The organism is Alteromonas sp. CH_MED4-4 (assembly GCF_037029575.1).
Lineage (GTDB): Bacteria > Pseudomonadota > Gammaproteobacteria > Enterobacterales > Alteromonadaceae > Alteromonas > Alteromonas macleodii.
In genome coordinates this window covers 35,474-48,129 of sequence record NZ_JAYMEU010000025.1, presented here as the reverse complement: position 1 = coordinate 48,129, position 12,656 = coordinate 35,474, and the positions used below count along the sequence as shown (strand labels likewise).

Genomic DNA, 12,656 nt, shown 5'->3' with positions numbered 1-12,656 from the left:
TAGGAGCGCAGAGCCATCATTCGTGCAATTCAGCATTAAGTTGGTCTATCACTTCGGCCCACGCAGCGTCTTCAACAATGGCATCTTTCAAAAATGCAGACTGACTTTCATTCCAATAAGGCGCTTCATGAAGATGTTGGCTCTTATTCAGCCCTCGATGTGTTTCAAAAAATTCAGCAATTTCTTCGTCTGAACTTCCTAAACCGAGTTGGCTAAATAGACTATTCATTGTGGGTTGCTCAGTAAACATAACGCCTCCTTGGGTTATTAATTAAGGGCACAATAAACGCCAGATACGTTGTATCCAACTAACGTTTTTATGCCCATTTGCTCACTGGATAATTACCCTTTGTCTTCCCCTTGAGATCACATTTTAAAGGTAGTCAGCGAACTCTTCTGGCGTAATCACCTCTCCTTCTTCAGCAGGTACAGGACATACAATGACCATTAATTCATCTTGCGTCATGCCCGGCACCCACTTAGTCAAAAACTCTTCGGTGCTTAATTCCATCGCTTCACAGTGTGCCCAGTCTTCGGTTGCCCACAAGAGTGCTAACTCAGCATCAGGCCAAACCGGAACACCATCTTCTTCATCAGTAGTTAGCATTACACAGCCGTGCTCATCTTTAAGAATGAAGAGTTTCTCTTCCGCTTTAATTGTTGCAAGGCTTGCTTCTAGTCGTTGAAATGCGTTTTTTTCCAATAAAGGATGTAATTGTGACATAAGTTTCTCTCTTTAATTCTGCGACTCACATGCCTTTAAATTAGGCACAGTGGGTAAATTTAATGGCAGCGGTTAACACGCTTTAGACACGCTTCTATTATCTCTGCTAGACCCACTCGTCTGACTTGCTTCATGCTGTGCATATACACCTTAAACGATACGTTTTCTAACATTTCAATTCTGGTCACTTTCACACTACCGGGTAACTGACTCTCAACGTTGGTCGGTAATACGGCAATACCACCTTCGCTCTGTAAATTGTTGAGCGCAAGATTCAACGAATTGGTTCTTAGCTTTGCATCGCGAAGTTGAGGGTAAGCAGTAAGCAACCAGTCTCTTGCCTTAGTTCCCCAATCAATAGCCACAAAATCTGCTGCATCAATAGTCTCAGACGCTTGTCCAATTCTATATAGCGCCAAATCCTGCTCTAGCAATACATCACTATTTACTTCTTCAGATTTCAACGGTTCCGTGGAGAATGATAAGTCCGTCACCCTTTCGTGCAATTGTCTCGAAAGGGTATCTAACGTAAGAACTTCAGCCTTTACTGACCAATCGGGAAACGAGTTGTGTAGGTGACTGAGCATCTGAGGCAATAACAGCTCGCTCGCAAGCTGTGTTGCGCCGCAAACAACATATTCAGAGGATTGAATTTGGAGCTCTTGTTTTGCTTCGTTTAGCGTTGCGCATAATTGCCTAGCGTAAGGCAGAAGTTTCTCACCAGATTGAGTGAGCTGTATACTGTTGCGTTGCCTAATAAAAAGCGTGGTATGAAAATACTCTTCAAGTAGCTTTATGCGTGCACTGACTGCAGATTGAGTAAGGTAAAGGTTTTCAGCCGCTTTACCAAAGTGACGAGTTTTTGCCACCTCTATAAAGGTGGTGAGAAAGCGTATATCCATGCTTATTGTACAACCGAATCAAAGTGGGTCTAAATTGACACAGATAGTACGGCAAGTAAACACAAAAGCACAGAAGCGCACCGCTATAAACGGTACGCTTTATTAAAATTTCACCAACTCGCTGAATTAATACTCTTCTTGGTGCAGGCGACGCTGTTTGTCACGGCGTTGCAGGTCACGCTTCTGCTTTTCCTTTACAGTACTTTGACGTTTGGAACTTGGCTTTTTAGCGTGAAAATCTTCCTCTTCTACCGAGTCCCATTCATCACGCTGGTAACGATAGTCTTTACTCATTGACTTCTCTGGGTTGTTAACACACTTCAATTATTATCTTAAGTGACAAAATAGAAAACGAATTTTAATCATCGTAGCGACAAGAATTTTTGATTATTCTCATCAGTGATTTTCATAGACTTTTAACGTCCAACTCATTTACGCTCGTGTAATAGCGATACCCGTTGCAGGGCCAATAAATAAATACTTACATTTCACTTTAATTTCAAAAACTTAGACACATCATACTTGAGGTTATCACCTCGTACTTTCTGTATACTTTTCTAACGTAATCTAAAATTTAGTGTTAGATTTTATACCGTTAAAAATTTTTTATTGATAAGAGAAAAATCTTTTGTTTTATCTTCGTTTTTAATTATCTTAAAAGTGCGCTGAACAAAACATTACGTTGGGTACAACATGAAAAGTTTAGCTATTCGACAATCTGCAAAACCTTATATTGACCGTCAGAAGTTTCCATACGGTTTTCGTAAATCAGGTGACTTCAGTATTACTGAAGCCGATCTTCTAACCCACTACGGCAAAACACTGCTAGGACTTGAAAATGGCGAGTTGTCGCCTGAAAGTGATGATGAGAGACATTTCGTCGAATTCGTTACAGGTAAAGTTGAAGCTAGCAATAACCTAGAAAAAGCCTGGGCGAAATACGTCAGATTAGCAAGGGGCAAAAAGCACTTCTACACCCTTCACAGCAGCGCGAGTAACCAGTCAGACTATGATGAAGATTACTCTGATGAAGAATTCGATGTAGCATAATGCTACAGCATTACTAAAAAGCTCGCTCCGGCGAGCTTTTTTGTTATTGAACAAATGATCTCAATCAACTTCAGACAAGAACAAAATGAAGAAACATTAAGGACTGTCTACACTTAGTAGTAATACAGAATGATGTGCAGTGAATTGTGCATTTCATTCTGAAAAACGAGCCCATGCAAAGGAGGCGCAACGATGATCATTAGTTCAAAACAGCTTACTCACTTTTCTATACATGCCCTTGATGACAAAGTGGGCGGCATCCGCGATATCCTTTTCGACGACGAAACCTTCACTGTTCGCTACTTGGTCGCAGATACCAATACTTGGCTACCGCTTAGCCGCAAAGTGGTAATATCACCTATATCTGTCAAACAGCTAGATGAAGATAGTGAGTCTGTTCATATCAATATGACAGTTGATACATTGAAAAACAGCCCCTCTATTGACGAACATAAGCCTGTGTCACGTGAATACGAAGAAAACCTCTTCAAATATTTTGGTTACGGATACTATTGGATTGGTCCAGGAGCATGGGGAGAGTTCGCACATCCAAATGAACTGGTCGAATTACAACGCGCTGAAGAGTCTGAAACTGAAACCCCGAAAAAAAGCACCAACCACCTAAGAGCAGTGGGCGAAGTTGGTGGATATGAAGTAGCTACAACCACAGATAACGTGGGCCACATCAGTAACTTCGTCATTGACACCGAGAGCTGGAAGATAATCATGCTAGTGGTAGATACCAACAACTGGCTTCCGGGTGGCAAACATCTCGCACTTCTACCTAGCGATATTGAAAGTATCGACTGGGCGGCGCACAGCGTAGTAGTGAATTTAAGTCACGACGAATTGGTTGATAGACCTGAAGTGGAAAGTGAAAAAATATCTGAAGAAGGCTATGTGCCTATGCTTTGCGAGCAATTGAACAAAAACGGAAATTAATAACCGAAGAGTGTCATTGATGGTAATTTTTAGTTAGGAATTTTACAATGTCCGTTGTTGAAGGCGGACATTGTAGCTTAGGATGCAAAAAGAAGATTATTCGCAGAAAAATTCGTACATCAAAGCAATTAAGCGCTTGACGCGCTCGTCTGCTAAGCGGTAGTAAATAGTTTGACCTTGCCTTCTTGTGGCCACCATCTTTGATTCTCGCAATAAAGCAAGGTGCTGAGAAATCACTGGCTGCGAGACGCTAACAACTTCGAGAAGTTCGGTTACCGATTTTTCCTCTTTCAGCAACGAACAAAGCACCATAAGGCGTGTTTTATTCGCGAATTGCTTAAGGAAGATCTCGGCTTCCGCAGCGTGTTCCATTATATCATCTGAACCTATTACCATATCCTCGGACATAAGCACTCTCTATCTGTAAAGTATTTCGGCACCAATTTAGCCATTTACTATACTAAAGTATAAGGCATTTTGCCGACCTGCCAATTTATGCGACGAATCGCCGTATTTTACATTGTTTTATTACGCTGACATCAATATATTAGATTTTACTTATTTCAACTAAGTTTAGGCAAAAAGGAAAAATATGCTTATAGACATGAAGACTCGAATAGAAAACATAGACGTGAACTTACGCACTGTATCTGCGGAGCAAGCGGCCAGTGAGTGCCGAATCAATAGCGGTATATTGATTGATGTACGAGAGAGTGCCGAAGTTGCCAATCAGCCCGTACCTTCTGCGCTTCACATACCACGCGGCGTGCTCGAAATGAAGGCACTGGAACAGTTTAAAGATGCTTCAGCGCCACTTTATATTCACTGTGCGTCGGGCGTTCGAGCAAAACTAGCTGCAGAGCAACTTATAAAGATGGGCTATGAGAACGTTTCGGTTGTGACATGCCCTGTACCCACGATAAATCAAGCAAACTAGAAATGACTTCTTAACCACGCGTATGCTATAAGTAGCGTTAATTAAGTGTTTTAAGGCGCTGTATGCTGAAATCTACGTTAGAACAATGGCGAATGTTCAAAGCCGTCGTCGATGCAGGCGGCTTTAATCAAGCTGCTACTGAAGTTCACAAAAGTCAATCGAGCGTTCACCACGCGGTTCAAAAGCTTGAAAACGCCATTGGAGTGTCATTGTTTGAGAATATTGGACGTAAAGTCCAGCTTTCGCCGCAAGGTGAACTTATGTATCGCCGTGCCTCTTTTTTGCTTAGCGAAGCGCACAAGCTCGAGGCCGTTGCCAATAGCCTTAAATCTGGCACAGAAACAACTTTACGCATAGCGGTGGATATTATTTTCCCGTCTGAATTGCTTTATAACGTGCTAGCGAAAGTTTCTGCTGAGTTCCCGCTCCTTCGTATCGAGATAGAAGAAACTGTGCTCAGTGGCGCAAATTCACTTTTGAGCAATGGTAAAGTTGATTTAGGCATCTCTCCTTTCGCGTTTTCTAATGGCTTTAGCGAAGACTTGTGCGAAATTGAATTTGCAGCTGTCGCTCACGCCGACCATCCATTGCACCAATTGGATAGAACGCTCACACTGGAAGACTTAAAGGCTTATCGTCAAATTGTGGTAAGGGATTCATCCGCGGAGCGTAAAGCTGATGTGGGCTGGTTAGGTGCAGAGCAGCGCTGGACCGTAAGCCACGTTAGAACGTCATTAGATATTATTACTCAGGGATTGGGTTTTGCGTGGCTGCCTATCGCAATAATTAAAGATGAGCTAGAAGACGGTACACTCGTTCCCCTTCCCCTCGATAATAATGCAGCGTTGCGTAAGGCGCTCCTTTATTTGTCTTTCGAAGACGGCGATACGTTGGGACCAGCTGCCCGTGCTTTTATTGGCGAGCTACGATATCAAACAATGAACCTTCCATCGTCAGATTTTATGCTCGATTCGTGTACTGAGTAGTTAGAGCATCAACTTAGCGCGACTGCAAGGCGTTCAAACCCAAGTATAAAGCCAAATAGCGATAACGAAACACCGACTAACGCCACAGCACCGTCGTCTGTGGCCATGCCTATTGCCATAATAAAAACAGCAAAAGCGGGAATAAGCCCCATAAAGGGAATAAGCTCCAGTGGAATCATTACAAATCCGCAACCTGCACAGCACAATGCGATGAGTGATCTGAACACAGGCTGGCGCATGAAAAAACACCGAGGAACTAAAAAACGGTCTACGCGTACTGCATACGGTTTAACCTTATCGACAATGAAGCGAAGCTGATCGGCGTCACAGTTTAACTGCATCACTTTTTGCGGTAACCAAGGATGCCTACGACCGAGTAAAATTTGCAACGCGATGAGTAAAATCGTCCCACCCGCTAAAGATGGGATCCCAGGGATGGCCCCAATCGGTGTGCAAGCGATAAAAGATGGCAGCGCCAGCATTGGTCCAAAGCCTCTTTTCTCCATCACATCCCAAAACTCAGCAAACTCGAACTTATCTTGTCTTGCTCGCGGCTGCATTTTCCCCAACAACTCGTATAAAGTCATTGATCTTACAGCTGTTTTTCCCCACATCTTCAATTCCTTTGATATCACATTACCTGCGAACGTCGCGCTAATCAGACGGGCTTCTCGCCTAATTAATATACATTTCTTGCACCTAGTCGATTTGCCATAGTGAAATTGCAAGTAACTTTAGACAGTTAAATCGTGCGAAAAATATGCCATCGATTGCATGTGACGGTGTGTTAAAGACAGGAATACTTTTTGCAGGTGTGTTAAAGACAGGAATACTTTTTGCAAATGCTCCTGATAAGTAAAATAAAATCACCTAATAAAACAAAAACAGATATAGACATTCTGTACTTTAGTGCGACGTGTACCGCTGATTGCAAAGAGTTGATAAGTTAGAAGAAGTTAGCGCAACCGACTATCCCTGGCATCTAAACAAATGTTCAAGATTTCCAGGTTGCTCGAGGCATTTAAATATTTTCCGATGCGCTTACGCCTTATCGATTTAAGCCAGCGTATAAACAAACTTTAAATATGCGCTTTAGCATTCAGTTGTTAATAGCGTATGATAAAACTATAACATTGATTCTATTTCATATTTTTTCTGAATAGGAAACGAAAGAAGAGAGGGACATCCACGTGCTTACCGTACTTTTAGTTGATGACGACGCCGAGTTCACAGAAGTAGCTTGTACTATCATCGAATTTCTTGGCCACGAAGTACTTACCGCTGCCACACTCAAAGAAGCCCGCGATTGGTTAGAAAAAGAAACCTTTGACCATGTACTGCTTGATTTCATGTTACCCGATGGAAGCGGCGCGCACTTATTCAATGAACTAGATGCACTTCCTAAGCGCCCTCGCGTTACTTTGATAACGGGTCACCCTTCTGTGAAAAGCGTGATAAAGGGTCTGTGTGGCCCCACGGTCGACTATCTCGTTAAGCCAATTCAACGGGAGGAAATAGAGGCTGTATTAAGTCAAAAGCCAAAAGAAAAAGCACCTGCACAAGACAAAATAGAGAAACATTTTGACTTGCTGATTGGTGAATCGCCAATTATGAAAGAGCTCTACAAGCTGATTTCTAGAGTGAGTAAAACCAGCGCAAATGTAATGCTGCTTGGTGAAAGCGGTGTAGGTAAAGAAGTGGTGGCTGCCGCAATTCATCGTGCTTCAGAAAGTGAAGGTCCCTATATTGCAACCAACTGTGGTGCATTCTCAAAAGAACTAATAGGTAGCGAACTTTTCGGTCACGAAAAAGGAGCATTTACCGGCGCTGTAGGACGTAAAGAAGGCGTTTTCGAACAAGCTGAGGGCGGCACGCTCTTTTTGGACGAAATCACAGAAATGCCCATTGATATGCAGCCCAACTTACTCCGCGTTTTAGAAAACAAGGTTGTTATTCGTGTGGGCGGAACGAAGACCATCCCGGTGAGCTGCCGCGTTGTATCTGCCACGAACCGAACAATGGAAGAGATTGCGCAAAGCAAAGTACTGCGCGAAGACATCTACTTCAGACTTGCGGTGTTCCCAATTACCATTCCTCCGCTACGCGAAAGAAAGGAAGATATTCCATTACTAGCAAAAACCTTTATTGCTGAATTCAATAAAGATAATGGCTCGCAATTTAAGTGGGAAGATAGTCAACTCGATACGTTACAAGCTTATGACTGGCCCGGTAACGTGCGTGAGCTAAGACACTTTGTGCATCGCGCTGCCATTATGAGCGACCCTGAAAAGAGTGAGATTGAATTACCAAAAACCATTGAGTCGCCTTTCGCTCAAAAACAGAGCACGACACCGGCACTTCAAGCCGGTAGAACCATTGAAGACGTGGAAAAAGAGCTAATTTATGCCACGTTGGAAAAAGTGAATGGCAATAAGACCACCGCAGCAGAAATGCTGGGAATTAGTACGAAAACGCTTTACAACCGTCTTCATGCATATGGTGACTTAAGTAAAGACGACTAAGTAAGAGGTATTCGGCATGACTAGCGAAGAATTTTCTCGACTAAGTGTTTATGTGCATGATGCACGCAAACCATTAAACAGAATATCAATGCAAGCTGAGCTAGTAAAAATGGCATTAAACGGTGACGTTCCACCTGAAAAGGCATTGGTGGCGTTGGATAAAATAATAAGCAGTGCTAAAGACTGCAGCCATACTCTTGCTGAAATGACATCAGAGTTAAGTGGCAATGTTTCGGATTAAGTAAATGATTACTAAAGTATTGTCTTCACTATACAGTTGGATAATTTTAGTTGTTCTGGTCATTATTGTAATAACTGCTAATTCATTTTACGTAGTTAGTACATTGAATGACCTTTCTGCTCTGGAAGCGCGGCTGTTCACTACGAACCGTGTTATCAATGCAGTTAACCGCCTTCACGTTGCTGTACTTCGCGTGGAGTCTGGTCAGCGCGGCTATATGCTAACTGGCGATGAAGAATATCTTACCGACTACACCGAAACGTTAAGCGTAATCGGCGAATTAATGGATGAGGTAGAAGTAAGCTCCTTCTCTTCAGATATTAACGACCAGTCCATCCGCATCGAAGAACTTTTGTCTTTAACCAAAGCAAAAATCAATGAAGTCATTGAAGTAGTTGAGCTGTATAAAGAAGGGAAAGAGCAACAAGCTGTCATTTTAGTGAATAGCGATAAGGGTATAAAACTCTACAAACAGTTTGAAACCTTATTTAGAGAAATCGACGGTTCAGAACGAGATATGCAAGGCACGCATTTAGCCAACTTAATGAGCCTAAGAAGGGACTCCGTTAATACGCTGATCATTTCCTCTGCAACGACTCTGCTACTGATTATTACGGTATTTTTATTGCTCAAAATAAATTCCCGTGAGCATGAGAAATACCAAGCTGACTTAGAGTCTGTTAACGAAGATCTAGAATCTCGGATAGCAGATAGAACGCAAGAGTTAAGTGTTTATTCAGACGAATTAGCACGAAGTAATAGAGAGTTGGAAGATTTTGCCTTTGTGGCGTCACACGATCTTCAAGAACCATTAAGAAAAATTCGGGCATTTGGTAACCGCTTAGAATCGGGTTACAACGATGTGATAGACGAACGAGGCAAAGATTACCTTGCGCGCATGCTCAATGCAGCAGAGCGGATGTCCATGCTTATTTCAGACCTTCTCGCCTTTTCTCGCGTTTCCACACGAGGTAAAGAGTTTGACGACGTTAATCTAGGCACCGTAGTGGATAGCATCATGGGCGATTTGGAAATCGCTATCGATGAAAAGTCTGCGCAAATAAATGTTAGCGATTTGCCGACTATTCGCGGTGACAAATCGCAATTAGAGCAGCTGTTTTTAAACTTAGTGTCTAACGCACTGAAATTTCAGAGCGAGGGCGTGAGACCAGAAGTAACGATATCTGCAAGGGACGCGACGGAAGAAGAAACGAAAGACATTCTGCTTGCTGAAGAATATGACTGGACAAAAATCACCGTATCAGACAACGGTATAGGGTTCGAGCAATCGTTTGCTGAAAAAATATTTGCCCCTTTCCAACGCCTTCACGGTAGAAGTGAATACAAAGGTACGGGGATTGGGCTTGCCGTTTGTCGTCGTATTGTAGAACGGCACAACGGTCAAATAACCGCAGTTAGTTCTCCCGGAAAAGGGGCAACGTTCTCGATAATAATACCCAAAAATAGTGAACCGTTTGGTTCTAGCAACAATAATGGAGAAGCACACAATGACGCGTAAACAAACTCAGCCTATCAATATACTTATGGCGGACGATGACGAAGACGACCGCCTACTTACGGTTGACGCGCTCAAAGAGAGCCGCGTTCTAAACAATCTGTTTTGTGTTGAAGATGGCGTTGAATTATTAGAGTTTCTTCGACATGAAGGTAAATATACAGATCCTGCATCGGCACCGCGACCTAGTCTTATTTTACTGGATTTAAATATGCCAAGAAAAGACGGTAGAGAGGCGCTGCAAGAACTGAAAAACGACCCCAAGCTTCGCAGTATCCCAGTGGTAATTCTCACCACCTCTAAAGAAGAGGAAGATATGCTTCGCGGTTATGATCTAGGTTGCGCATCTTACATTACAAAACCAGTGAACTTTGAAGGATTGGTTGAACTAATGCGCGCGCTCGGACGTTACTGGATAGAGTTCGTAGAATTACCACACGAGTAAACAAATAAGGGTTAGTTGAATTTTTGACAACCCAAACATGTTACTCAATAAAATTTCAAAAATACCGCATCGGTAAACGAGGTACTAGATGTCAGAGGTAATAAAAATTTTATTGGTAGAGGATGATGAAGATGATTACTTCTTAACCTCTGACTATCTAGCACAGTGCGAGTCACCTACGTTTGAGTTGACGTGGGTGACGAATAGCTTAGACGCAGTAGAGGTACTAAAGACACAAAGTTTCGACCTGTGTTTGTTAGATTACTTACTGGGTGCTGAGAACGCGATTGATGTACTGGGTGTTTTAAAATCTAACCAATTCAATTTACCCGTGGTGATACTTACCGGACAGTCGGATGCTACGGTGGATGAAATGGTCATGCGAGCAGGTGCCGCAGACTATTTACAAAAATCTGAAATTGAATCACCGCGGTTTATGCGCACGATTAGATACGCCATGGTTCGCCGTGACATCGAGAACGAGCGAATTGAGCGAAACAAAGTAGAGCAAAAGAACAAGGCCAAAGATAAGTTCCTTGCGCATTTAGGGCATGAGCTGCGCACCCCCCTCACCTCTATTCTTGGCTACACCGAACTGCTTTTAGACGATGCGAGAAACAGCCCTTTTCAACAAGAGTTATCTATTATTCACTCTAATGGCAAGCACCTGTTAAGCCTACTCAATGATTTGCTAGACATGTCGCGGATAATGGCAGAGAAACTTGAACTCAACATTAAAGAAGTGAACTTAAGCGCGTTTTTGACGGATATTCACTCATTAATGCGTTTAAATGCCAAAGACAAAGGACTAAGCCTTAACGTTGTTTCAAAAACAAAAATACCAGAGTTTATACACACAGATCCTACCCGCCTGCGTCAGGTATTATTGAACCTTATTTCGAATGCCGTGAAATTTACTGATAAGGGCAGTATCACGCTTACCATCTCTCTCGACGAGCCGTCTGAAAACGATTCGAGTCAAACACTGCTGCGGTTTTCTGTAGATGATACAGGTATCGGCATGCCGCCTGATAAGCTCATCAATATTTTTCAGCCTTTCGAACAAATAGAAGATGTGATGCGTGCCAATCATGGCGGAGCAGGACTGGGACTTGCCATTTGCAAAGAGCTTGTCACTAAATTGGGCGGCGACATTGATGTTAAGTCTCGTTTGGGAGAAGGCAGCACGTTTACATTTGATATAAACCCTGGCGATGTTTGCGAGCAGCCTCGTGTAGATCTTGAATTAGGCCAAATTCAACCTGTCGAGTCTAGTAGCATCAATTTAAACGTAACTGGACGCGTATTAATTGTTGATGACTTGCGAGAAATTCGACGCCTAACTGGCCACCTTGTGAGTCAATCTCAAGCTGACATTAGCTACGCTGAAAATGGCGTAAAAGCACTAGAAGCCGTTTTGCAGGCGGATGAACACAACCAGCCCTTCGATCTCGTTTTAATGGATATTCATATGCCAGTGATGAATGGCATAGAAGCCCTACATGCGATTAGACGACATGGGCAGGATATCCCAGTGATTGCCGTGACAGCAGCAAGCCGCAAAGGCTTAAGAGAATCGTTAATTCGCGAAGGGTTTAACGACGTAATTGGAAAGCCCATTGACCGGTTTGCACTGGCTAACTTGCTTTCGCAATACCTTCCGCCAGGTAATCACGTAACATTTACCAACGTGGAAGCCCAAGTTGCAGACATGCCAATGAACAAGCCGTATGCTCCAGAGGAAGAGACCGCTTATCGAGGGCTTGCAAACCCTGGGCAAGCAGAGCAGAAAATCCAGTCTACTGATTCAAATGGTAATTCAGATCAGCCTGCCAATAAGCACATACTTGTGATTGAAGACGATGAGGATGCGGCGGAGTTACTGCAATTGTTTCTTTCCCACTTAGGTCATACGGTCACTACTCAGTACAGCGGTGCTGAAGCATTACAGGCTGCAGAAAATCAAAGTTTCGATCACATTCTTATGGACCTTACCCTTCCCGATTATAACGGTTACGACTTAGCGAGTGAGCTCAAGCAAAAGCTACCAGATGCCATTCTTACTATTGTAAGCGGTCACGAAGCGGACTCCGAAGCGATGACAACCATAGGGATCAACAGTGCATTGCTCAAACCTGTCACCAAAGACGATTTAGCCTCGGTAGTGGGCTGAAAAGTTAATTTTATCGCTGCCAACCTGTACCGAATGTCGGAGGTTGAGCAGCGCATCATCAAGACCAAGAAAATATTACAGACGTAAGACACAACAGTGTGTGAGACTTGCACATAAGTACCTCACGCAACAATAGAAAAATAAAAATAAGCTATATAAAACAGTAAGATAATAGTTTGGTATACCAGTTGCAGCTATCTATGTGAACCCAAAATATT

15 protein-coding genes are annotated in these 12,656 nt (G+C 42.9%); 9 read left to right on the top strand and 6 right to left on the bottom strand.

The window, feature by feature from the left end; genetic code table 11:
- Positions 1-16 precede the first annotated feature (16 nt).
- From WA381_RS15855 to WA381_RS15840, 4 genes are all read right to left on the bottom strand, one after another.
- Positions 17-250, bottom strand: a complete 234-nt coding sequence (locus WA381_RS15855) for a DUF2789 domain-containing protein (RefSeq protein ID WP_014949810.1) — start codon at positions 248-250, stop codon at positions 17-19.
- A gap of 123 nt (positions 251-373) precedes the next feature.
- Positions 374-724 (bottom strand): DUF2750 domain-containing protein, encoded by a 351-nt coding sequence (locus WA381_RS15850; RefSeq protein WP_014949811.1) that lies wholly within the window; start codon positions 722-724, stop codon positions 374-376.
- Between the two features lie 59 nt (positions 725-783).
- Positions 784-1,626 (bottom strand): LysR family transcriptional regulator, encoded by an 843-nt coding sequence (locus tag WA381_RS15845; protein WP_156086531.1) that lies wholly within the window; start codon positions 1,624-1,626, stop codon positions 784-786.
- A gap of 126 nt (positions 1,627-1,752) precedes the next feature.
- Positions 1,753-1,920 carry a hypothetical protein gene (locus WA381_RS15840; RefSeq protein WP_168463489.1) on the bottom strand — a complete coding sequence of 56 codons (168 nt, stop codon included), beginning with the start codon at positions 1,918-1,920 and terminating at the stop codon, positions 1,753-1,755.
- 399 nt (positions 1,921-2,319) lie between these two features.
- Between WA381_RS15840 and maoP the strand changes: the two genes are divergently transcribed.
- Together maoP and WA381_RS15830 are read left to right on the top strand one after the other, a co-directional pair.
- On the top strand, positions 2,320-2,676 hold the full coding sequence (gene maoP, locus WA381_RS15835; RefSeq protein WP_049587633.1) for a DUF413 domain-containing protein: 357 nt from the start codon (positions 2,320-2,322) through the stop codon (positions 2,674-2,676).
- Between the two features lie 192 nt (positions 2,677-2,868).
- Positions 2,869-3,618, top strand: a complete 750-nt coding sequence (locus WA381_RS15830; protein ID WP_049587631.1) for a PRC-barrel domain-containing protein — start codon at positions 2,869-2,871, stop codon at positions 3,616-3,618.
- A 96-nt stretch (positions 3,619-3,714) separates the two neighbouring features.
- Here WA381_RS15830 and WA381_RS15825 read toward each other — a convergent pair whose 3' ends face one another.
- Positions 3,715-4,026: an ArsR/SmtB family transcription factor gene (locus WA381_RS15825; RefSeq protein WP_053103822.1), complete on the bottom strand. Its 312-nt coding sequence runs from the start codon at positions 4,024-4,026 to the stop codon at positions 3,715-3,717.
- A gap of 184 nt (positions 4,027-4,210) precedes the next feature.
- On the opposite strand from WA381_RS15825, the gene WA381_RS15820 reads away from it, so the two are divergent.
- Positions 4,211-4,555, top strand: a complete 345-nt coding sequence (locus WA381_RS15820) for a rhodanese-like domain-containing protein (protein ID WP_049587629.1) — start codon at positions 4,211-4,213, stop codon at positions 4,553-4,555.
- Positions 4,556-4,617: 62 nt separating this feature from the next.
- The gene (locus WA381_RS15815; protein WP_049587627.1) at positions 4,618-5,541 is read left to right on the top strand and encodes a LysR family transcriptional regulator; all 924 of its coding nucleotides are present in this window, start codon (positions 4,618-4,620) and stop codon (positions 5,539-5,541) included.
- A gap of 8 nt (positions 5,542-5,549) precedes the next feature.
- On the opposite strand, the gene WA381_RS15810 is transcribed toward WA381_RS15815, so the two are convergent.
- Positions 5,550-6,155 (bottom strand): exopolysaccharide biosynthesis protein, encoded by a 606-nt coding sequence (locus WA381_RS15810; protein ID WP_156086532.1) that lies wholly within the window; start codon positions 6,153-6,155, stop codon positions 5,550-5,552.
- A gap of 576 nt (positions 6,156-6,731) precedes the next feature.
- On the opposite strand from WA381_RS15810, the gene WA381_RS15805 reads away from it, so the two are divergent.
- From WA381_RS15805 to WA381_RS15785, 5 genes are all read left to right on the top strand, one after another.
- Positions 6,732-8,063 (top strand): sigma-54-dependent transcriptional regulator, encoded by a 1,332-nt coding sequence (locus WA381_RS15805; protein ID WP_156086533.1) that lies wholly within the window; start codon positions 6,732-6,734, stop codon positions 8,061-8,063.
- A 16-nt stretch (positions 8,064-8,079) separates the two neighbouring features.
- Positions 8,080-8,304, top strand: coding sequence for a hypothetical protein (locus WA381_RS15800; RefSeq protein ID WP_014949821.1), 225 nt, complete (start codon positions 8,080-8,082; stop codon positions 8,302-8,304).
- Positions 8,305-8,308: 4 nt separating this feature from the next.
- On the top strand, positions 8,309-9,823 hold the full coding sequence (locus tag WA381_RS15795; RefSeq protein WP_061486032.1) for a sensor histidine kinase: 1,515 nt from the start codon (positions 8,309-8,311) through the stop codon (positions 9,821-9,823).
- Positions 9,813-10,265, top strand: coding sequence for a response regulator (locus WA381_RS15790; protein WP_014949823.1), 453 nt, complete (start codon positions 9,813-9,815; stop codon positions 10,263-10,265). Before WA381_RS15795 ends, WA381_RS15790 begins: the two co-directional genes overlap by 11 nt.
- A gap of 88 nt (positions 10,266-10,353) precedes the next feature.
- Positions 10,354-12,438, top strand: coding sequence for a response regulator (locus tag WA381_RS15785; protein WP_014949824.1), 2,085 nt, complete (start codon positions 10,354-10,356; stop codon positions 12,436-12,438).
- The last annotated feature ends 218 nt before the right edge of the window (positions 12,439-12,656 follow it).

What these genes read in the sequence shown, in the direction of transcription:
- WA381_RS15855 (WP_014949810.1), bottom strand. Translation starts at nt 250, where the DNA reads ATGTTTACTGAGCAACCCACAATGAATAGTCTATTTAGCCAACTCGGT.
- WA381_RS15850 (WP_014949811.1), bottom strand. Translation starts at nt 724, where the DNA reads ATGTCACAATTACATCCTTTATTGGAAAAAAACGCATTTCAACGACTA.
- WA381_RS15845 (WP_156086531.1), bottom strand. Translation starts at nt 1,626, where the DNA reads ATGGATATACGCTTTCTCACCACCTTTATAGAGGTGGCAAAAACTCGT.
- WA381_RS15840 (WP_168463489.1), bottom strand. Translation starts at nt 1,920, where the DNA reads ATGAGTAAAGACTATCGTTACCAGCGTGATGAATGGGACTCGGTAGAA.
- maoP (WP_049587633.1), top strand. Translation starts at nt 2,320, where the DNA reads ATGAAAAGTTTAGCTATTCGACAATCTGCAAAACCTTATATTGACCGT.
- WA381_RS15830 (WP_049587631.1), top strand. Translation starts at nt 2,869, where the DNA reads ATGATCATTAGTTCAAAACAGCTTACTCACTTTTCTATACATGCCCTT.
- WA381_RS15825 (WP_053103822.1), bottom strand. Translation starts at nt 4,026, where the DNA reads ATGTCCGAGGATATGGTAATAGGTTCAGATGATATAATGGAACACGCT.
- WA381_RS15820 (WP_049587629.1), top strand. Translation starts at nt 4,211, where the DNA reads ATGCTTATAGACATGAAGACTCGAATAGAAAACATAGACGTGAACTTA.
- WA381_RS15815 (WP_049587627.1), top strand. Translation starts at nt 4,618, where the DNA reads ATGCTGAAATCTACGTTAGAACAATGGCGAATGTTCAAAGCCGTCGTC.
- WA381_RS15810 (WP_156086532.1), bottom strand. Translation starts at nt 6,155, where the DNA reads ATGTGGGGAAAAACAGCTGTAAGATCAATGACTTTATACGAGTTGTTG.
- WA381_RS15800 (WP_014949821.1), top strand. Translation starts at nt 8,080, where the DNA reads ATGACTAGCGAAGAATTTTCTCGACTAAGTGTTTATGTGCATGATGCA.
- WA381_RS15795 (WP_061486032.1), top strand. Translation starts at nt 8,309, where the DNA reads ATGATTACTAAAGTATTGTCTTCACTATACAGTTGGATAATTTTAGTT.
- WA381_RS15790 (WP_014949823.1), top strand. Translation starts at nt 9,813, where the DNA reads ATGACGCGTAAACAAACTCAGCCTATCAATATACTTATGGCGGACGAT.
- WA381_RS15785 (WP_014949824.1), top strand. Translation starts at nt 10,354, where the DNA reads ATGTCAGAGGTAATAAAAATTTTATTGGTAGAGGATGATGAAGATGAT.